This is a genomic window from Streptomyces sp. NPDC031121 (assembly GCF_055570615.1).
Genome location: NZ_JBVIGV010000003.1, coordinates 286,799 through 305,687, shown reverse-complemented (window position 1 = coordinate 305,687; position 18,889 = coordinate 286,799). Strand labels below are relative to the sequence as shown.

Genomic DNA, 18,889 nt, shown 5'->3' with positions numbered 1-18,889 from the left:
CCCACATAGAAAAGCGAAAAGGAAGGGAGGGCACCCCGCCCCCCCCCCCCCCCCCCCCCCCCCCCCCCCCCGCCGGCGTACGGCAGGACCTAGCAGCCGAGGAGGCGGCCGGCCAGGTAGGTCTGGATCTGGTCCAGGGAGACGCGCTCCTGCTTCATGGTGTCGCGCTCGCGGACGGTCACCGCGTTGTCGTCGAGGGTGTCGAAGTCGACGGTGACGCAGAACGGCGTGCCGATCTCGTCCTGGCGGCGGTAGCGGCGGCCGATGGCGCCCGCGTCGTCGAACTCGATGTTCCAGTTCTTGCGCAGGTCGGCGGCGAGGCCCTTGGCCTTCGGCGACAGCTGCGCGTTGCGGGACAGCGGCAGGACGGCGACCTTGACCGGGGCCAGGCGCGGGTCGAGGCGCATCACGGTGCGCTTCTCCATGACGCCCTTGGCGTTGGGGGCCTCGTCCTCGTTGTACGCGTCGAGCATGAAGGCGAGCATCGCGCGGTTCACGCCGGCCGCGGGCTCGATGACGTACGGGGTGTAGCGCTCACCGGCCTCCTGGTCGAAGTAGGTGAGGTCCTGGCCGGAGGCGGCGGAGTGGGCCTTGAGGTCGTAGTCCGTGCGGTTGGCGATGCCCTCCAGCTCGGAGAACTCGCTGCCGCCGAAGTTGAAGCGGTACTCGATGTCGGCGGTGCGCTTCGAGTAGTGGGACAGCTTCTCCTTCGGGTGCTCGTACCAGCGGATGTTCTCCTCGCGGATGCCGAGGTCGCGGTACCAGTTCCACCGCTCCTGCATCCAGAACTCCTGCCACTGCTCGTCCTCGCCCGGCTTGACGAAGAACTCCATCTCCATCTGCTCGAACTCGCGCGTGCGGAAGATGAAGTTGCCGGGCGTGATCTCGTTGCGGAAGGACTTGCCCATCTGCGCGATGCCGAAGGGCGGCTTCTTGCGCGTGGAGGTCTGCACCAGGGCGAAGTTGGTGAAGATGCCCTGGGCGGTCTCGGGGCGCAGGTACGCCTTGGAGCCCGTGTCCTGGGTCGGGCCGAGGTGGGTCTCCAGCATGCCGGAGAACTGCTTCGGCTCGGTGAACTGGCCCTTCACGCCGCAGTGGGGGCAGTTCACGTCGGCCAGGCCGTTCTCGGGGAGGCGACCGTGCTTGGCCTCGTACGCCTCCTCCAGGTGGTCGGCGCGGTGGCGCTTGTGGCAGGCGGTGCACTCGGTGAGCGGGTCGGAGAACGTCGCGACGTGGCCGGAGGCCACCCAGACCTCGGGGGCGAGGATCACGGACGAGTCGATGCCGACGATGTCCTCACGCCCGGTGACCATCGCCTTCCACCACTGGCGCTTGATGTTCTCCTTGAGCTCGACACCCAGCGGACCGTAGTCCCAGGCAGCCCGGGAGCCGCCGTAGATCTCACTGCACGGGTAAACGAAGCCACGGCGCTTGCTCAGGCTGACGATGGTTTCGATCTTGTCGGCGGCCACGGTGCTCTCTTCATTACGAGGACGAACGCGAATGCCTCAGGTTACCGGCGCCCGCACCCCCTCCATCAAATCGGTTCCCCTTCCATGGTGCCCCGGGGGCCCCGCAGCCAGCGGTTTTTGACAACGGTTTCCATATTTGATGAAAATGGATGTCATGAACGTACGCCGCCTCATACCCTCCGCCGCCCTCGCCGGGGCCGTCGCGCTCGCCGCCCCCGCCCTGACCTCCTGCTCCGGCACCGCCTCCGCCGGCTCCGCAGACGGCAGGCTCGCCGTGACGGCGTCGTTCTACCCCATGCAGTTCCTCGCCGAGCAGATCGGCGGAGACCGCGTGCAGGTCACCTCCCTCACCAAGCCGGGCACCGAGCCGCACGACCTGGAGATCACCCCCAAGCAGACCGCGCAGCTCGGGGAGTCGGACGTCGTCCTCTACCTCAAGGGCCTCCAGCCCGCCGTCGACGAGGCCGTCGCCCAGGCCGGCGTGAAGAACACCGTCGACGCCGCGACCCTCACCCGGCTCGCCCCCCAGCGTGCCGCCGGCCACGAGGGCGAGCACGGCCACGAGGACGGGCACGGCGAGGAGGCGGGCCACGGCGAGGAGGCGGGCCACGCCGAGGGCGACGGCCACGGCCACGGCGAGGCCGGCGGCGACCCGCACGTCTGGCTCGACCCGTCCAAGTACGCCGAGATCGCCAAGGGCGTCGGCGCGGCCCTGGAGAAGGCGGACCCCGGCCACGCGACCGACTACCGCAAGAACACGGACGAGCTGGTCGGCAAACTGACCGCCCTAGACGCGGAGTTCAAGGACGGCCTGAAGAACACCGCCACGCGGACCTTCATCACCACCCACGCCGCCTTCGGCTACCTTGCCGAGCGCTACGGCCTCGACCAGGAGGGCATCTCCGGCGTCGACCCCGAGTCCGAGCCCAGCCCCGCCCGGATGAAGGAGCTCCAGGAGCGCGCGAAGAAGGAGAACGTCACCACGGTGTTCTTCGAGACCCTGGCCAGCGACAAGACCGCCAAGTCCCTCGCCGCCGACACCGGCCTCACGACCGACGTCCTCGACCCGCTCGAGGGAATCACCGGCAAGTCCCAGGGCGCTGACTACTTCGAGGTCATGCGGTCCAACCTGAAGAACCTCCAGAAGGCCCTCGGGGCCAAGTGATGACGTCGACGGAGGCGCCCCCCATGGAGTCCCAGCCCGCGGAGCCGGCGCAGCAGCCGGTCATATCCCTGCGCGGCGCCGTCGCCTCGCTCGGCTCGCGCCCCGTCCTGCGCGGCGTCGACCTGGCGGTCCGCCGCGGCGAGGTCGTCGCCCTGCTCGGCGCCAACGGCTCCGGGAAGTCGACGGCCGTACGCGCCGTCGTCGGCCAGGTCCCCCTGTCGGGCGGCGAGCTGTCGCTGTTCGGCACCCCCTTCCGGCACTTCCGGGACTGGTCGCGCATCGGGTACGTGCCCCAGCGCACCACCGCGGCGAGCGGCGTCCCGGCGACGGTGCGCGAGGTCGTCTCCGCGGGCCGGCTCGCCCGTACCCGCTTCGGCCTCCTGCGCAAGGCCGACAAGGCCGCCGTCGGGCGCGCCCTGGCGCTGGTCGACATGGACGGGTACGCCGACGCGTCCGTCAACGCCCTCTCCGGCGGGCAGCACCAGCGGGTCCTGATCGCCCGCGCCCTGGCCGCGGAGCCCGAACTGCTGATCATGGACGAGCCGATGGCCGGCGTGGACCTCGCCAACCAGGAGGTCCTCGCGAACGCCGTCCGCGACCAGGTCGCCGCCGGCGCGACCGTCCTGCTCGTCCTGCACGAGCTCGGCCCGCTGGAGCCGCTGATCGACCGCGCGGTCGTCCTGCGCGACGGCTGCGTCGTCCACGACGGCGCGCCCCCGGAGGCCGTGGGCCAGCACGCCCTGCCCGGCCACGACCACGTACACCCCCACGCGGCGCACGACGCCGAACCCCTGCGGACCGGACTGCTGAGCTGATGGACCTCCTGAACTACGCCTTCATGCAGCGGGCCCTGCTCGCGGCCGTCCTGGTGGGCCTGACCGCCCCCGCCATCGGCACCTACCTCGTCCAGCGCCGCCAGGCGGTCATGGGCGACGGCATCGGGCACGTTGCCCTGACCGGCGTCGCGCTCGGCTTCCTGCTGAACACCAGCCCGGTGTGGCTCGCGACCCTGGTCGCGGTCCTCGGCGCGGTCGGCATGGAGCTCATCCGCTCGCGCGGCCGGACCAGCGGCGACATCGCCCTGGCGATGCTCTTCTACGGCGGCCTGGCCGGCGGCGTCATGATCATCAATCTGGCACCGGGCGGCTCCACCAGCAACCTGACCAGCTACCTCTTCGGCTCGATCACCACCGTCTCGGCCGAGGACATCACGGCCGTCGTCGTCCTCGCCGCGTTCGTGCTCGCCGTGACGCTGGGCCTGCGCCGGCAGCTGTTCGCCGTCTGCCAGGACGAGGAGTTCGCCCGGGTCACCGGCCTGCCCGTGCGGCTGCTCAACCTGCTGCTCGCGGTCACCGCGGCCGTCACGGTGACGGTCGCCATGCGCATCGTCGGCCTGCTGCTCGTCAGCGCCATGATGGTGATCCCCGTCGCGGCGGCCCAGCGCGTCACCCGCGGATTCGCCGCCACCCTGGCGGGCGCGATGGGCATCGGCGTCCTCGTCTCGCTCTCCGGCACCGTGGCCACGTACTACATCGACGCCCCGTCCGGCGGCACCATCGTGCTCCTGGCCATCGCCGTCTTCACGGTCCTCACGGCGCTCTCCGCACCGCTGGCCCGGCGCCGGGCCGAGGCGGCCCGCGCCGCCGAAGAGGTCTGTACGCGCGACGACGTGAAGGTCCAGTAGCGGCGGCCGCCTGGCACAATTGGGCCGAGGCCGATACGAGGAGGAACCGGTGGCGACTGCGCCTGGCGAGACGAATACCGCGCCAGTACGAGGGCGATCCACCCGGCAGCGGGCAGCGGTGGCGGCCGCGCTGGACGAGGTGGACGAGTTCCGCAGCGCCCAGGAGCTGCACGACATGCTCCGGCACCGCGGCGACTCCGTGGGCCTGACCACCGTCTACCGCACCCTCCAGTCCCTGGCGGACGCCGGCGAGGTCGACGTGCTGCGCACCAGCGACGGCGAGTCCGTCTACCGGCGCTGCTCCACCGGGGACCACCACCACCACCTGGTGTGCCGCGGCTGCGGGAAGGCCGTGGAGGTGGAGGGCCCGGCCGTCGAGAAGTGGGCCGAGTCGATCGCGGCCGAGCACGGCTACGTGAACGTCGCCCACACCGTCGAGATCTTCGGCACCTGCGCCGACTGCGCGGCCGCGGCCGCCTCCTGAGCGCGCTCTCCGCATCGCTTTCCGGCCGACGGCCGAAGCGATCCGGACGACTTCCCCGACACGGCGCAGGGCCCGCCCCGGACATTCCGGTGGCGGGCCCTGTTCCGTGTCCGCGGTCCGTCAGCCCGCAGCGCCGCCCGGCTCCACCTGGTTCGGGACGGCGCCGCCGAAGCGGCGGTCGCGCTGGGCGTACTCCAGGCAGGCCTGCCACAGGTTGCGGCGGTCGAAGTCCGGCCACAGCACGTCCTGGAAGACCATCTCGGCGTACGCGCTCTGCCAGATCAGGTAGTTCGAGGTGCGCTGCTCGCCGCTGGGCCGCAGGAACAGGTCGACGTCCGGCATGTCCGGGTAGTAGATGTACTTCGCGAAGGTCTTCTCGTTGACCTTCGACGGGTCCAGCTTCCCGGCGGCCACGTCCCGCGCTATGGCCTGCGCCGCGTCGGCGATCTCTGCCCGGCCGCCGTAGTTGACGCAGAAGTACAGCGTCATCCTGTCGTTGTCGACGGTCTGCTCCTGCGCCACCTGGAGCTCCTGGACGACGGACTTCCACATCTTCGGCATGCGGCCGACCCAGCGGATGCGGATGCCCAGCTCGTCCATCTCGTCGCGGCGGCGGCGGATGACGTCGCGGTTGAAGTTCATCAGGAAGCGGACCTCCTCCGGGGAGCGCTTCCAGTTCTCCGTCGAGAAGGCGTACAGCGAGAGGTTCTTGACGCCCATCTCGATGCAGCCCTTGAGGACGTCGAGGACGACGCCCTCGCCGACCTTGTGGCCCTCGGTCCGCGGCAGCCCGCGCTCCTTGGCCCAGCGGCCGTTGCCGTCCATGACGATCGCGACGTGGTTGGGGACCAGCTCACCGGGGATCTTCGGCGGGCGCGCACCGGACGGGTGCGGCTCCGGAACCTTGTACTCGCGGCGAGAGCGTCCCAGAATCCCGCGTCGTGCCATGTGCCCAGCTCCTATTTCTCGACGTAACGCAGCGAGCGTAGCCCGCGCTCCAGATGCCAGTGCAGATAGGCCGAGACGAGCCCGCTGCCCTCCCGCACGTGGCGTGCCTCGCACGCGTCGGCGTACCCCCAGTCGCCCGTCAGCAGGGCGCTGAGCAGGGCGATGGCCTCCGATGAGGGTACGACGCTGCCGCCCACCCGGCAGTCGCCGCAGACGACCCCGCCGGCGGCGACGGAGAAGTGCCGGTTGGGGCCGTGGATGCCGCACTTCGCGCAGTCCTCGAAGCTGGGCGCGTAGCCGTTCACGGCGAGGGAGCGCAGCAGGAAGGCGTCGAGGATGAGGTTCGGGTCGTGCTCGCCGCGGGAGAGGGTGCGCAGGGCGCCGATGAGCAGCAGGTACTGCTGGACGGCGGGCTCGCCCTCGTTCTCGGTGAACCGCTCGGCGGTCTCCAGCATCGCGGTGCCGGCCGTGTAGCGGGCGTAGTCGGTGACGATGCCGTTGCCGTACGGGGAGATGATCTCGGTCTGCGTGCAGAGCGGCAGGCTGCGGCCCACGAGGTCGCTGCCGCGGGCGAAGAACTGGACGTCGGCGTGGGAGAAGGGCTCCAGCCCGGCGCCGAACTTCGACTTCGTGCGGCGTACGCCGCGGGCGACGGCCCGCACGCGTCCGTGGCCGCGGGTCAGCAGCGTGATGATGCGGTCCGCCTCGCCGAGCTTCTGGGTGCGCAGCACGATGCCGTCGTCGCGGAACAGACTCATGCGCCCATTGTCGCCTGTGCGGGCGCGGCGGCGGCCCCCTGCCCCGGACGCCGGTCCGGGCGGGGGCCGCGGCGCCCCCGGGGTCAGGGGGCGGGGGCGGGCTCGGCCTCGGCGTCGGGCTCGGTGTCCCGCCCGGCAGCGGGGGCGGCGGGGGCCGGGACGGGCACCGCGGCGGCGGCCGGGGCGGCGGCCGGGGCAGGGATCCCGGTCGGGGCCGAGGCGGTGCGCGCGTCGTCCTTGCCGAGGCCGTTGAAGACCGCGTTCAGCACGATCGCGGCCGTCGCGCCGAGCGTGACGCCGCTGTTCAGCAGGGAGGACAGGTCGGCGTCCATGTGCTCCTTGAACAGCACCGGGACAGTGGCCGGCAGCAGCGCGAAGGCCAGGGAGACGCCCACGACCAGTGCGTTCTTCTCCTCCTTCAGGTCGACCTTGGCGAGGGTCTGGATGCCGGCGAGGGCGACCATCGCGAACATGACGGTCGCTGCGCCGCCGAGGACGCCGTGCGGCACGGAGGCCACGATGGCGGCTGCCTTCGGCAGCAGGCCCAGGATGATCATGAACACGCCGGCCGCGACGACCACGAAGCGGCTCTTGACCTTGGTCATCCGCACGAGGCCGACGTTCTCCGCGAACGCGACGTACGGGAAGGAGTTGAGGACGCCGCCGAGCGCGGTCGCGGCGCCGTCGGCGCGCAGGGCCCGGGCGACGGTCTCGCTGTCGACGTCCTTGCCGACGATGTCGCCGACCGCGTAGGTGTCGCCGGTCGTCTCGACCATGGTGATCAGCATGACGATGAGCATGAGCACGATCGGGAACCACTCGAACTTCGGCGCCCCGAAGTGGAAGGGGGTCGTCACGCCGATCCAGTCGGCCTTCGAGACGCTCTCGAACCGGGCGTCGCCGAGCATGAAGGCGACGGCCGTCCCTCCCACCAGGCCGAGGAGGATGGCGATCGAGGAGAGGAAGGGCCGGCCGAGCCGCATCAGCAGCAGGATGAAGAGCATGGTGCCGCCGGCGTACGCGAAGTGCTTCGGGTCGCCGAAGTCGGGGCTGCCGAGGCCGCCGGCGGCGTCGTTCAGGCCGACCGGCAGCAGCACGATGCCCAGGACGGTGATCACGGTGCCGGTGACGACCGGCGGGAAGAGCCGCATGACCGCGCGGAACGCCCGGGCCGGCAGCCAGGCGAACGCGAACGTGGCGATGCCCGCGGTGATGACGGCGCCGTAGATGACCAGGAGGGCCGCGGTGCCGCCGCCGGCGCCGAGGCCTATCGCGATCATCGGGGAGACGGCGGTGAAGGTCACGCCCTGGATCAGGGGCAGCCGCGCGCCGATCCGGCCGATGCCCCACGCCTGGATGATGGAGGCGATGCCGCAGGTGAAGAGGTCGGCGTTGATCAGGTAGACGAGTTGTTCGGGGGTCAGCCCGAGCGCGCCTCCGACGATGATCGGGACGATCACGGCGCCGGCGTAGAAGGCGAGCACGTGCTGGAAGCCGTACAGCGCGAGCTTGGGGACGGGGAGCACCTCGTCGACCGGGTGGGTGCTCTGCTCTCCGTCGGCGGAGAGCCGGGCGGCGACACGTGCCATGGGGCTTGCCCTTCAGAAGGTGGTGAACGGGGAGGGTCTGGTTGTCCCCGGACGGAGGGGGCCGCTGTCCCGCGGGTCCGCCGGGGTTGTCAGGTGCGTTCGTTCACGTGGCCGAAGCCCCGCCGGGTCGCGCTCCGGCGGTGTTCGTCGTGTGTCCGGAATTGAACGCCTGTGGAAGGGGGCACAGATATCGTCGACTTCCACAAATTGTTGACCCGTGGCGGCGCCCGATCTGTGGGTTCCTCCAGTGGCGCATGGTGGTGCGACGGGGTAGCCCGGCATCGCGCCCGCCCTCCCGCCCATCTGCGTATGCACGGAGAACCCTGCCGCGACGTGCGGTGATGCCCTTCCCCGCCGCCCGGACGGCCCACGGGCGCGCGGCGGTGCGGCTGTCCGCCTGCTGGGACGCCGCTGCGGCGGACGGCCGCGGTTACCGGCGGGCTACAGCCGGATTCCGGCCCCGTGAGGCCGGATTGTTACCTCGACCACGGCCGTTCCGGCCGGATCCGGCGGCCGGCCTGTCAGGAGGAGCGCACGGCGGACAGCAGGCGGGCCACGTCGTCCGAGCCGATCCGCAGCGCGGAGCCGACGGTGGCGAGCACCTCGCGCTCGGCGGGGGTGTACGGGCCGTCGGCGAGCGCGATCCGCGCGCCCTGGAGCAGGATCGACTCCCGCCCTGGCCCGGCCAGGTGCGGAGCGAGCGGTTCCAGCGCCTCGTGGAGCTCGATGGCCAGCGCGGCCCCGCAGCAGTCGGGGGCGTCGTACAGCCCGAGGCGGCCCTGGTCGCTGGCGAGGGCCTGTACGAGGGACTCCAGCTGCTCCCCCGTGCAGTCCTGGAAGCCGGCGGCGCGGACGGCCGACACGGCGCTCTCCAGGACGCCCCGCGCCCCGGTGCCGCCGGCCGCGAGCACGGCCAGGGCGACGGTGTGGACGGCGTCCCGCAGCAGCGCGGAGAAGCGGGTGGTGGTGAGGCGGTCGAGGACGTCGGTGCCGAAGCGCTCGCGGCAGCCCTGGCACTCGACGACGGGCCCGGCCTCGCCGCGCGGCAGCAGCGGGACGCCGAGGACCGCGAACCGGCGGCGTCCGGTGCGCCGGCGGTAGTTGCGGTCGCCTCCGCAGCCGGTGCAGAAGAACTCGCCGTCGCCCACCGTGTTCCACGTGGTGCGGATGCCCCAGACCGTCAGCTTCCGGCCGTCCCCACCCCGAACTGGCAGCACGTCGCACCTCCGTCAACTCCCCCGTGGCCCTGCGGGCACGGGCGGGACCCCCAGGCGGCACACCGGGGTTGGCGTGATGTTAGCCACATCGGTGAGGATGCGTCAGTCGTGTGACAAGACAACATCCGCCGCGCGGCGGAGTTGGCCGGTCCGCGCCGCTGCGCCTCCCCCGCCCGCCGGCGGGCCCTGCCCGCGCTCACGGGCGCCCGCGGTGGATCCCGTCTGGTCACGGGCGCCGGGCGCGGGATCGGCCGGGCCGCCGGCCGGCGCCCGGCCCGTTCCGGCGCGCGGCCGGCCGCGGCCGACATCGGCGGGCCCCGGGCGGGCGGAGCGCGCGGGAACCGGCCGGGACGGGGTCCGCGGCGGCCGTGGCGGCAGGGCCGGCCCGGCTCCCGGGGCGGCGTACGGCGTCCCGGTCAACGCGGCGGCACCCCCGGCCATCCGTACGGAGTCGGCAGCAGCGCGCCGCCCCGCCCCTCCGGGTCGGGAGGGGCGGGGCGGCGCGGCGGGCGGGCTTGCGGCCCGGCGGGTCAGCGGCCGGCGCGGTTGACTGCGGAGACGACAGCCTTCAGGGACGCGCGGGTGGTGTTGGCGTCGATGCCGATGCCCCACAGGACGCGGCCGTCGATCGCGCACTCGATGTACGAGGCGGCGACGGCGGAGGCGCCCTCGCTCATCGTGTGCTCGGTGTAGTCCAGCAGGCGGGCGTCGACGCCGATGGAGGCCAGCGCGTCGAAGAACGCGGAGATCGGGCCGTTGCCGGTGCCGTTCAGGACGGTCTCGACGCCGTCCACGACGGCGTCGACGGTCAGCGTGTCGGTGCCGTCCTTGTCGGTGGCGGTCGAGCCGGCGCGCAGCTGGATGCGGCCCCACGGGTTGTCCGGGTTGGGCAGGTACTCGTCGGAGAAGATGTCCCAGATCGCCTTCGGCGTGACCTCGCCGCCCTCGGCGTCCGTCTTCGCCTGGATGATCTTCGAGAACTCGATCTGCATGCGGCGCGGCAGGTCCAGCTTGTGGTCGTTCTTCAGGACGTACGCGACGCCGCCCTTGCCGGACTGCGAGTTGACGCGGATGACGGCCTCGTACGAGCGGCCGACGTCCTTGGGGTCGATCGGCAGGTACGGGACGGCCCACTCGATCTCGTCCACGGTCTTGCCCTGGGCGGCCGCGTCGGCCTCCATGGCGTCGAAGCCCTTCTTGATGGCGTCCTGGTGGGAGCCGGAGAAGGCCGTGTAGACCAGGTCGCCCGCGTAGGGGTGGCGCGGGTGGACCGGCATCTGGTTGCAGTACTCGCTGGTGCGGCGGATCTCGTCGATCTGGGAGAAGTCGATCTGCGGGTCGATGCCCTGGGAGAACAGGTTCATGCCCAGGGTGATCAGGTCGACGTTGCCGGTGCGCTCGCCCTGCCCGAACAGGCAGCCCTCGATGCGGTCGGCGCCGGCCATGAGGGCCAGCTCGGCGGCGGCGACGGCGGTGCCGCGGTCGTTGTGCGGGTGGACGGAGATGCAGATGTGCTCGCGGCGCGTCAGGTGGCGGGCCATCCACTCGAAGCGGTCCGCGTGGGTGGACGGCGTGGAGCGCTCCACGGTGGCCGGCAGGTTCAGGATGATCTCGCGGCCGGGGCCGGGCTGCCACACGTCGCAGACGGCCTCGCAGACCTCCAGGGCGAAGTCCAGCTCGGTGTCGGTGAAGATCTCCGGGCTGTACTGGTAGCCGAAGACGGTCTCGGGGCCCAGCAGCTTCTCGGCGTACTCCATGACCAGGCGGGTGCCGTCGACGGCGATCTGCTTGATCTGCTCCTTGGAGCCGCGGAAGACGACCCGGCGGAAGGTCGGCGCGGTGGCGTTGTACAGGTGGACGGTGGCGCGCTTGGCGCCGACCAGCGACTCCACGGTCCGCTCGATCAGGTCCTCGCGGGCCTGGGTCAGTACGGAGATGGTGACGTCGTCCGGGATGGCGCCCTCTTCGATGATGGAGCGGACGAACGCGAAGTCGGTCTCGCCGGAGGAGGGGAACCCGACCTCGATCTCCTTGTAGCCCATGCGCACCAGCAGGTCGAACATCTCGCGCTTGCGGGCCGGGGTCATCGGGTCGATCAGCGACTGGTTGCCGTCGCGCAGGTCGGTGGACAGCCAGCGGGGCGCCTTGGTCACGCGGGCGTCGGGCCAGGTGCGGTCGGGCAGGTCCACCTGTTCGTAGCGGCCGTACTTGTGGATCGGCATGCCGGAGGGCTGCTGCGCGTGGGTCGCGTTCGTGATGGGCGTGGGGGGACCGGCGAAGGTGTGCTGGCTCATGGCGTAGGGCTCCTCGGGTGTCCGCGTGGGGATCGCTGAACGGCCGACGGCGGTCGTAAACCGCAACACCAGACTCCGCGGGGAGGGGGTCGACCTACGACTGCAGACCCTCGCCGCGGCAGCTAAGCAGAAGCAGCCCGAAACGCATGATGGGCCGAGCCTAGCCGAGCCGCGCCGTGGCGCGAGGGGCTGTTCCAGTATGCGGGACCCGCCTGTCCGATTTGTACCTTATGTGGCGTACGTCTCTTTCGGCTCGCCGAGGTCCGGGGGTTCCGTCAACGCCGCGCGACGCCTTTCAGACAACCGAATGAATCACTGTTGCAGCTAGTGACATCACCGTGACCCACTGCCACATTGCCTGGATGGACGCCTCCCACACCCACACCGCCGCCCCCGCTCCGTTCTGCACGGTCGTGCCTCCCCACATGCTCGACCGGATCGCCGGCTCCCGGAACGCCGACCGCGCCGACTCCGCCCTGCGCACCCTGGAGCACGACGCCTCGCTGCGCACCCGCCGCAACATCACCACCGCACGCCCCTTCACCGTGCCGGCCCAGGGCGCGCCCGTCCCGGACGAGCCGCAGCGGACCGTGTACGACGCCGAGCACCGCACCCGGCTGCCCGGGCGGAAGGTCCGCGGCGAGGGCGACGAGGCCTCCCAGGACGCCACCGTCAACCGCGCGTACGCCGGCCTGGGCGCCACGCACGAGCTCTTCCTGAAGGCCTTCGGGCGGCGCTCCATCGACGACGCCGGGCTCGCACTGGACGCGACGGTCCACTACGGCCGGGACTACAACAACGCCTTCTGGGACGGCAGCCAGATGGTCTTCGGCGACGGCGACGGCGACCTCTTCCTCGACTTCACGGTCGCCGTGGACGTCATCGGCCACGAACTCGCCCACGGCGTCACCCAGTACACGGCCAACCTCGTCTACCGCGGCCAGTCCGGCGCACTCAACGAGTCCATGTCCGACGTCTTCGGCTCCCTGATCAAGCAGTACACGCTGGGCCAGACCGCCGACGAGGCCGACTGGCTGATCGGCGCGGGCCTGCTCGGTCCGAACGTGAGCGGGGTGGCCCTGCGCTCGATGAAGGCGCCCGGCACCGCGTACGACGACGACGAGCTCGGCAAGGACCCGCAGCCGGCCAGCATGGACGACTACGTCGACACCCTGCGCGACAACGGCGGCGTCCACATCAACTCCGGCATCCCCAACCGCGCCTTCTACGTGGCCGCCACCGAGCTGGGCGGCAAGGCCTGGGAGCGCGCCGGGCAGATCTGGTACGACACCCTGACCGGCGGCGAGCTCACCGCCAAGGCCACCTTCGCGCAGTTCGCCCGGCTCTCGACCGCGGCGGCCGCCGCCCGGTACGGGGAGGGCGGCGAGGAGCACCGGGCCCTGCAGAAGGCGTGGTCGACGGTCGGTGTGGCGTAGCCCGGCCGCTCCCTGGGCAGGAGGACGGTCATGCGGATCGAGGTGGTGCGGACGGGCGGCTTCGCCGGCATCGAGCGGCGGGCCGAGGTGGACACCGCGGGCCGGCCCGACGAGGACGAGTGGCGGGCCCTGGCCCAGCTGGCGCTCCGGCCCGCCCCGGGCGGCCCGGCGGCGGGGGTCCGGGACGGCTTCTCGTACCGGATCACGGTCGACGGGCGGACGGTGCACTGCCACGACCCGCACCTGACGGACGCCCAGCGGGCCCTGGTCACCCGCCTCCTCAAAGAAGGTGCCTGAGCAGGGCCTGCCTTGTTTGGATGGCCCGATGGCAACGACACCGCTCACACCGCTGTCCCGTATCGAGGATTACTACGACACCGCGCCGCGCGCCGGGGGTGCCCGGGCCGAGGACTTCGGCCCGCTCACCCTCTTCGTGCGCGAGGGCCCCGGCTGGCCCTACTACGCCAGGCCCGCGCTCGGCAGCACCGGCGCGACCGCGGCCGAGGTGGCCCGCGTCAGGGAGCGCCAGCGCGAGCTGGGCGTACCGCAGGCGTTCGAGTGGGTGGCCGAAACCAGTCCCTGGCTGCGCGACGCCGCGGAGGAGGCGGGGCTGCGGGTCCGCGCCCACCCCCTGATGGTGCTGGAGCGGTCCGCTCCGCCCGGGCCGCCGCACCCCGGCGTCCGCCTGATCGGCCCCGGCGACGCGCTGCTGCCCGCGGCCGTGGCCGTCCCCCTGCTGGCCTTCGCCGACCCGGGCACCGCGGTCGGCGCGGCGGGCCCGGCGGAACTCGCCGCCGCGATGGAGCAGCCCCTGGCCGCGGACCGGCGGGATACCGTCTCCGCGGACCTCGCCTCCGGGCGCACCGCCCTGGCCGTGGCGGTGGACGACGGCGCGGTCCTCGCCTCGGGCCAGTACATCCCGGTCGGCGACACGGCCGAGGTGGTCGGCGTCGCGACCCTGCCCGCGGCCCGGCGCCGCGGCCTCGCCCTGGGCGTGACCGCCGCCCTCGTCGCGGACGCCCTCGCGCGGGGCGCCCGTACGGTGTTCCTGTCGGCCGGCGACGGGGCGGTGGCCCGCATCTACGCCCGGGCCGGCTTCCGGACGGTGGCGACGGCCCTGATCGCGGAGCCCGCGGACGAGGGCTGACGGAACGCTCCGGCGGCTTGCCGAAACGGCAAAGGTGCTTGGCCCCGGCCCGCCGGGCGGCGCAGCATCGGGCCCACCACAGCCCGTACCCGAGGAGGACCCCGTGTCCGAGCACGCCCACCACGACCAGCCCCGGCACGCCGCAGCGGAGGCGGCGGCCGGCTCCCTCTCCGGCGAGGAATTCTGGGACGCCCGCTACGGCGAGAGCGACCGCATCTGGAGCGGCAACCCGAACGAGGCGCTGGTCCGCGAGGCCGGGGGCCTTCCGCCCGGCCGGGCGCTGGACCTCGGCTGCGGCGAGGGGGCGGACGCCGTCTGGCTGGCCCGCCGCGGCTGGCGGGTGACCGGCACCGACATCTCCGGCGTCGCGCTGGAGCGGGCCGCCGGGCACGCGGCCGAGGCGGGCGTCGCGGACCGCGTCGACTTCCGCCGCCACGACCTCGGCGAGTCCTTCCCGGACGGGGAGTACGACCTCGTCTCGGCGTGCTTCCTGCACGCCTACGGGGACTTCCCGCGCGCCCGGATCCTGCGCGCGGCGGCGCGGGCCGTGGCCCCGGGCGGGACGCTGCTGGTCGTCGGCCACGGCGGCTGGGCGTCCTGGCAGGCGGAGGAGGACCGTCCGCCCGTCCACTTCCCGCGGCCGGACGAGGTCCTCGACCAGCTGGAACTGCCGGAGGGCGACTGGGAGGTCCTGGTCTCCGAGGAGTACGAGAAGAACCAGGCCGGACCCGACGGCCGGCCGGGGACCCGCACCGACAACACGGTGAAGGTCCGCCGGCTGCGCTAGGGGGTGTCCGGTTTCAGAAGCCGAGCTTGCGCAGCTGCTTGGGGTCGCGCTGCCAGTCCTTGGCGACCTTCACGTGGAGGTCGAGGAAGACGGGGGTGCCGAGCAGCGCCTCGATGTGCTTGCGCGACTTCATCCCGACCTCCTTCAGGCGGGAGCCCTTGGGGCCGATGATGATGCCCTTCTGGCTCGGCCGCTCGATGTAGACGTTGGCGTGGATGTCGAGCAGCGGCCGGTCCGCCGGGCGGTTCTCCCGGGGGATCATCTCCTCGACCACGACGGCGATGGAGTGCGGCAGCTCGTCGCGGACGCCCTCCAGGGCGGCCTCGCGGATGAGCTCGGCGACCATCACGGCCTCGGGCTCGTCGGTGAGGTCGCCCTCGGGGTAGAGGGGCGGGCTCTCGGGCAGCATCGGCGCGATCAGGTCGGCCAGGAGCCCGACCTGGTTGTCGCCGACGGCGGAGACGGGGACGATCTCGGCCCACTCGATGCCGAGTTCCTCGCCCAGCCGCTGGATCGCGATGAGCTGCTCGGCCAGCGCCTTGGAGTCGACCAGGTCGGTCTTGGTCACGATGGCGATCTTGGGGGTCTTCCTGATCCCCGCGAGCTCCTTGGCGATGAACTTGTCGCCGGGTCCGAGCTTCTGGTCGGCCGGCAGGCAGAAGCCGATCACGTCGACCTCGGCCCACGTCGTGCGCACGACGTCGTTCAGCCGCTCGCCGAGCAGGGTGCGCGGCTTGTGCAGGCCGGGGGTGTCGACGAGGACGAGCTGCGCGTCGGGGCGGTGCACGATGCCGCGGACGGTGTGGCGGGTGGTCTGCGGCCGGTTGGAGGTGATCGCGACCTTGGTGCCCACGAGTGCGTTGGTCAGGGTCGACTTCCCCGCGTTGGGGCGGCCGACGAAGCAGGCGAAACCCGCACGGTGCGGGGCGGTGGACTCGGGGGAACGATCGCTCATACGGGCCATTCTCCCCGATGCCGCCCCCCGCGCCGACCAGGCCGCCGCCGCGGGGGCCGCCGGGCCGCTCACCGCGCGGTCCGCGCCGCCGCGGGCGTACCGCCGGGATCCGCCGTCCGGAAGGTGCGGCGGTATGCGGTGGGGCTGACCCCGAGGGCCGCCTGGACGTGCTTGCGCAGCGACTGCGCCGTCCCGAACCCGGCCTCGCGGGCCACGCGCTCGACCGGCATGTCCGTCCGCTCCAGCAGCTGGCGGGCCCGCTCCACCCGCTGCCCGGTGATCCACTCCCCGGGGCTGGTGCCGGCCTCCTCGCGGAACCGCCGGGTGAAGGTGCGCACCGACATGGACTCCCTGCGGGCCAGGTCGGCCAGCCGCACGGGCTCGTGGAGCCGGTCCAGGACCCAGGCGCGGGCCGCGGCCGTGCTCGCCGCCTGCGGGTTCGGGACGGGCCGGTCGACGAACTGGGCCTGCCCGCCGTCCCGGTGCGGCGGGACGACGGTCCGCCGGGCCACGTCGTTGGCGACGGCGGCGCCGTGGTCGCGGCGCACGATGTGCAGGCACAGGTCGATGCCCGAGGCCACTCCGGCGGAGGTCAGGACGTCCCCGTCGTCGGTGTAGAGCACGTCGGGGTCGACGCGGACGGCGGGGAAGAGCCGCTGGAAGTGCTCGGCGTGCGCCCAGTGGGTGGTGGCGGGGCGGCCGTCGAGGTATCCGGCGGCGGCCAGGACGTAGCCGCCCGTGCAGATGGAGACGAGCCGGGTGCCGGGCCGGATGGGCGCGAGCGCGGCGGCGAGCGCCTCGGTGAGCCGGCCCTCGTCGTGGACGGGCCCCAGCTCGTACGAGGCGGGGACGACGACGGTGTCGGCGGTCGCGAGGAGTTCGGGGCCGTGTTCGACGTGGACGGCGAAATCGGCGTCCGTGCGGACCGGGCCGGATGCGAGGGCGCAGGTCAGGATCTCGTACAGCGGTTCCCCGGCGGCGTTCCGGGCGCCGCCGAAGATGCGGTGCGGGATGCCCAGCTCGAAGGGGAGCAGGCCGGGGAGCGCGAGGACGGCGACGCGGTGGGGGGCCATGGCCCGATCGTATCGAAGGGTGGCATCCGGGCCACTGTCGGGCGGGGTGGCGGCGCCCGGATGCTGTCGGCGTGAAGCAGACATCAACCGCCGCCGACCCCGCCGCCGACCCCGCCGCCGATCCGGCGGGGCTTTTGCCGGCGGCCCGCGGGCGCGTCCACCGCGCCTGGTGGGTCGCCGCCGTCACCTTCGTCACGATCGTGGGCGCCGCCGCGTTCGCCTCCCTGCCGGGCCTGCTCATCGAGCCGCTGCACGCGGAGTTCGACTGGTCGCGGGGGACGGTCGGGTTCGCCGTCTCGGTGAACCTCGCCCTGTACGGGCTCACCGCGCCGTTCGCCGCCGCGCTCATGGACCGCTTCGGCATCCGCCGGGTGGTGGCGCTGGCCCTGCTGGTGATCTCCGGCGGCTCGCTGGCCACCGTGTGGATGACCGCCGCGTGGCAGCTGGTGCTGTTCTGGGGCGTGCTGGTGGGGCTCGGCAGCGGCTCGATGGCGCTCGCGTTCGCCGCGACGGTGGTGAACCGCTGGTTCACCGCCCGGCGCGGGCTGGTGACGGGCGTCCTGACCGCGGCGGGCGCCTCGGGCCAGCTCGTCTTCCTGCCGCTGCTGTCGTGGCTGGTCGAGCACCACGGCTGGCGGCCCGCGGCGGTGACGGTCGCGCTGGCGGCCCTGTCGGTGGTCCCGTTCGTGTGGCTGCTGCTGCGCGACCACCCCGCGGACGTGGGCCTCGCGCCGTACGGGGGCCCGTACGCGGCGAAGCCGGCGCCCGTTCCGGGGGCGGCGCGGCGGGCGGTGGGGGTACTGCTCCGGGCGGCGCGGACCGGGCCGTTCTGGCTGCTTGCCGGCACCTTCGCGATCTGCGGCGCCTCCACCAACGGCCTGGTGAAGACCCACTTCGTGCCGGCGGCGCACGACCACGGCATGCCGGTGACGGCCGCGGCAGGGCTGCTGGCGGTGATCGGCGTCTTCGACGTCGTCGGCACCGTGGCGTCGGGGTGGTTCACCGACCGGTTCGAGACGCGCCGCCTGCTGGCGGTGTACTACGCCCTGCGCGGGGTGTCGCTGCTGTTCCTGCCGATGCTGCTGGCGCCGTCGGTGCACCCGCCGATGGTGTTCTTCATCGTCTTCTACGGGCTGGACTGGGTGGCGACCGTCCCGCCGACGGTGGCGCTGTGCCGGGAGCACTACGGCGACGACAGCGCGATCGTGTTCGGCTGGGTGCTGGCCTCGCACCAGGTCGGCGCCGCGGCGGTGGCCTTCCTCGGGGGCGCGGCCCGGGACGCCTTCGGCTCGTACGACGTGGTCTGGTTCGCCTCGGGGGCGCTGTGCGCGCTGGCGGCGCTGATGGCGATGGTCATCCGCCGCCCCGCGCGGCTCGCGCCGGCCGCCGCCTGACAGGCGCCGGCCGGGTCCGGCGGCGGGGCCGGGTCAGGCGCCGGCCGGGGTGGTCGAGCGGAGGGTGCCGTCCGGGCCCGCCAGCAGGACCGGGGTGCCGGGGCCGCCGAGGTCGCGGACGGCCGCGAGGTCGGCGGCGGCGACCTCTTCGGCGCGGCTGACGACGGCCGCGGCCTCCAGGGAGCGGGCGCCGCTGGCCACGGCCATCGCGACGGCGGTCTGGAGCGCGCTCAGCCGGAGGGAGTCCAGCTCCACCGTGCCGGCGACGTAGGTGCGGCCCGTCTCGTCGCGGACCGCCGCGCCCTCGGGCACCTCGTTGCGGGCCCGGGCGCTGCGCGCCAGCGTGATGATCTTGCTGTCCTCGGGGTTGGTCCCGGTGCTCTCGGTCATGGCCGACAGCATAGGGAGCGGGGGGGGGGGGGGGGGGGGGGGAGGGACAACCCCCCCCCCCCCCCCCCCCCCACCCTCGCCTCCTCTCCCCCCCCA

18 protein-coding genes are annotated in these 18,889 nt (G+C 72.9%); 9 read left to right on the top strand and 9 right to left on the bottom strand.

Features of this window, described 5'->3' with window-relative positions:
• Nucleotides 1–89: 89 nt before the first annotated feature.
• Nucleotides 90–1,472 (bottom strand): glycine--tRNA ligase, encoded by a 1,383-nt coding sequence (locus ACZ462_RS06975; protein ID WP_467804970.1) that lies wholly within the window; start codon nt 1,470–1,472, stop codon nt 90–92.
• Nucleotides 1,473–1,626: 154 nt separating this feature from the next.
• Between ACZ462_RS06975 and ACZ462_RS06970 the strand changes: the two genes are divergently transcribed.
• The 4 genes from ACZ462_RS06970 to ACZ462_RS06955 are packed head-to-tail and all read left to right on the top strand — an operon-like array spanning nt 1,627 to nt 4,805.
• Complete coding sequence (locus ACZ462_RS06970) at nt 1,627–2,637, top strand: metal ABC transporter substrate-binding protein (protein WP_467804971.1); 1,011 nt, start codon at nt 1,627–1,629, stop codon at nt 2,635–2,637.
• Nucleotides 2,638–2,660: 23 nt separating this feature from the next.
• Nucleotides 2,661–3,452: a metal ABC transporter ATP-binding protein gene (locus tag ACZ462_RS06965; protein ID WP_467804972.1), complete on the top strand. Its 792-nt coding sequence runs from the start codon at nt 2,661–2,663 to the stop codon at nt 3,450–3,452.
• On the top strand, nt 3,452–4,321 hold the full coding sequence (locus ACZ462_RS06960; protein ID WP_467804973.1) for a metal ABC transporter permease: 870 nt from the start codon (nt 3,452–3,454) through the stop codon (nt 4,319–4,321). Before ACZ462_RS06965 ends, ACZ462_RS06960 begins: the two co-directional genes overlap by 1 nt.
• Before the next feature lie 49 nt (nt 4,322–4,370).
• Nucleotides 4,371–4,805 carry a Fur family transcriptional regulator gene (locus ACZ462_RS06955; protein WP_467804974.1) on the top strand — a complete coding sequence of 145 codons (435 nt, stop codon included), beginning with the start codon at nt 4,371–4,373 and terminating at the stop codon, nt 4,803–4,805.
• 120 nt (nt 4,806–4,925) lie between these two features.
• Here the strand turns inward: ACZ462_RS06955 and ACZ462_RS06950 are convergent, their stop codons facing one another.
• From ACZ462_RS06950 to leuA, 5 genes are all read right to left on the bottom strand, one after another.
• Nucleotides 4,926–5,753, bottom strand: a complete 828-nt coding sequence (locus tag ACZ462_RS06950; RefSeq protein ID WP_467804976.1) for an isoprenyl transferase — start codon at nt 5,751–5,753, stop codon at nt 4,926–4,928.
• An 11-nt stretch (nt 5,754–5,764) separates the two neighbouring features.
• Nucleotides 5,765–6,511 (bottom strand): DNA repair protein RecO, encoded by a 747-nt coding sequence (recO, locus tag ACZ462_RS06945; protein WP_467804978.1) that lies wholly within the window; start codon nt 6,509–6,511, stop codon nt 5,765–5,767.
• Between the two features lie 83 nt (nt 6,512–6,594).
• Nucleotides 6,595–8,100 (bottom strand): nucleobase:cation symporter-2 family protein, encoded by a 1,506-nt coding sequence (locus tag ACZ462_RS06940; RefSeq protein ID WP_467804979.1) that lies wholly within the window; start codon nt 8,098–8,100, stop codon nt 6,595–6,597.
• Nucleotides 8,101–8,621: 521 nt separating this feature from the next.
• Nucleotides 8,622–9,317: a TerB family tellurite resistance protein gene (locus tag ACZ462_RS06935; RefSeq protein WP_467804980.1), complete on the bottom strand. Its 696-nt coding sequence runs from the start codon at nt 9,315–9,317 to the stop codon at nt 8,622–8,624.
• A gap of 530 nt (nt 9,318–9,847) precedes the next feature.
• A complete protein-coding gene (gene leuA, locus ACZ462_RS06930) occupies nt 9,848–11,611 on the bottom strand; it encodes a 2-isopropylmalate synthase (RefSeq protein ID WP_467804981.1) in 1,764 nt (587 codons plus the stop codon).
• A gap of 362 nt (nt 11,612–11,973) precedes the next feature.
• On the opposite strand from leuA, the gene ACZ462_RS06925 reads away from it, so the two are divergent.
• The 4 genes from ACZ462_RS06925 to ACZ462_RS06910 all read left to right on the top strand — a co-directional run bounded on the left by ACZ462_RS06925 (nt 11,974) and on the right by ACZ462_RS06910 (nt 14,981).
• Nucleotides 11,974–13,047, top strand: a complete 1,074-nt coding sequence (locus tag ACZ462_RS06925; protein ID WP_467804982.1) for a M4 family metallopeptidase — start codon at nt 11,974–11,976, stop codon at nt 13,045–13,047.
• Between the two features lie 30 nt (nt 13,048–13,077).
• Nucleotides 13,078–13,344 carry a protealysin inhibitor emfourin gene (locus tag ACZ462_RS06920; protein ID WP_467804983.1) on the top strand — a complete coding sequence of 89 codons (267 nt, stop codon included), beginning with the start codon at nt 13,078–13,080 and terminating at the stop codon, nt 13,342–13,344.
• Between the two features lie 28 nt (nt 13,345–13,372).
• Entirely contained in the window at nt 13,373–14,194 is an 822-nt protein-coding gene (locus tag ACZ462_RS06915) for a GNAT family N-acetyltransferase (RefSeq protein ID WP_467804984.1), read from the top strand.
• 103 nt (nt 14,195–14,297) lie between these two features.
• Entirely contained in the window at nt 14,298–14,981 is a 684-nt protein-coding gene (locus tag ACZ462_RS06910) for an SAM-dependent methyltransferase (protein WP_467804985.1), read from the top strand.
• A gap of 13 nt (nt 14,982–14,994) precedes the next feature.
• On the opposite strand, the gene era is transcribed toward ACZ462_RS06910, so the two are convergent.
• Nucleotides 14,995–15,945, bottom strand: a complete 951-nt coding sequence (era, locus tag ACZ462_RS06905; protein WP_114057497.1) for a GTPase Era — start codon at nt 15,943–15,945, stop codon at nt 14,995–14,997.
• Nucleotides 15,946–16,004: 59 nt separating this feature from the next.
• Nucleotides 16,005–17,009, bottom strand: coding sequence for a GlxA family transcriptional regulator (locus ACZ462_RS06900; RefSeq protein WP_467804987.1), 1,005 nt, complete (start codon nt 17,007–17,009; stop codon nt 16,005–16,007).
• A gap of 71 nt (nt 17,010–17,080) precedes the next feature.
• On the opposite strand from ACZ462_RS06900, the gene ACZ462_RS06895 reads away from it, so the two are divergent.
• Entirely contained in the window at nt 17,081–18,403 is a 1,323-nt protein-coding gene (locus tag ACZ462_RS06895) for an MFS transporter (RefSeq protein WP_467804989.1), read from the top strand.
• 33 nt (nt 18,404–18,436) lie between these two features.
• Here the strand turns inward: ACZ462_RS06895 and ACZ462_RS06890 are convergent, their stop codons facing one another.
• Nucleotides 18,437–18,805, bottom strand: a complete 369-nt coding sequence (locus ACZ462_RS06890) for a cytidine deaminase (protein WP_467804990.1) — start codon at nt 18,803–18,805, stop codon at nt 18,437–18,439.
• Between the last annotated feature and the right edge of the window lie 84 nt (nt 18,806–18,889).

What these genes read in the sequence shown, in the direction of transcription:
- ACZ462_RS06950 (WP_467804976.1), bottom strand. Translation starts at nt 5,753, where the DNA reads ATGGCACGACGCGGGATTCTGGGACGCTCTCGCCGCGAGTACAAGGTT.
- ACZ462_RS06940 (WP_467804979.1), bottom strand. Translation starts at nt 8,100, where the DNA reads ATGGCACGTGTCGCCGCCCGGCTCTCCGCCGACGGAGAGCAGAGCACC.
- ACZ462_RS06925 (WP_467804982.1), top strand. Translation starts at nt 11,974, where the DNA reads ATGGACGCCTCCCACACCCACACCGCCGCCCCCGCTCCGTTCTGCACG.
- leuA (WP_467804981.1), bottom strand. Translation starts at nt 11,611, where the DNA reads ATGAGCCAGCACACCTTCGCCGGTCCCCCCACGCCCATCACGAACGCG.
- ACZ462_RS06960 (WP_467804973.1), top strand. Translation starts at nt 3,452, where the DNA reads ATGGACCTCCTGAACTACGCCTTCATGCAGCGGGCCCTGCTCGCGGCC.
- ACZ462_RS06890 (WP_467804990.1), bottom strand. Translation starts at nt 18,805, where the DNA reads ATGCTGTCGGCCATGACCGAGAGCACCGGGACCAACCCCGAGGACAGC.
- ACZ462_RS06965 (WP_467804972.1), top strand. Translation starts at nt 2,661, where the DNA reads ATGGAGTCCCAGCCCGCGGAGCCGGCGCAGCAGCCGGTCATATCCCTG.
- era (WP_114057497.1), bottom strand. Translation starts at nt 15,945, where the DNA reads ATGGCCCGTATGAGCGATCGTTCCCCCGAGTCCACCGCCCCGCACCGT.
- ACZ462_RS06970 (WP_467804971.1), top strand. Translation starts at nt 1,627, where the DNA reads ATGAACGTACGCCGCCTCATACCCTCCGCCGCCCTCGCCGGGGCCGTC.
- ACZ462_RS06920 (WP_467804983.1), top strand. Translation starts at nt 13,078, where the DNA reads ATGCGGATCGAGGTGGTGCGGACGGGCGGCTTCGCCGGCATCGAGCGG.
- recO (WP_467804978.1), bottom strand. Translation starts at nt 6,511, where the DNA reads ATGAGTCTGTTCCGCGACGACGGCATCGTGCTGCGCACCCAGAAGCTC.
- ACZ462_RS06900 (WP_467804987.1), bottom strand. Translation starts at nt 17,009, where the DNA reads ATGGCCCCCCACCGCGTCGCCGTCCTCGCGCTCCCCGGCCTGCTCCCC.
- ACZ462_RS06915 (WP_467804984.1), top strand. Translation starts at nt 13,373, where the DNA reads ATGGCAACGACACCGCTCACACCGCTGTCCCGTATCGAGGATTACTAC.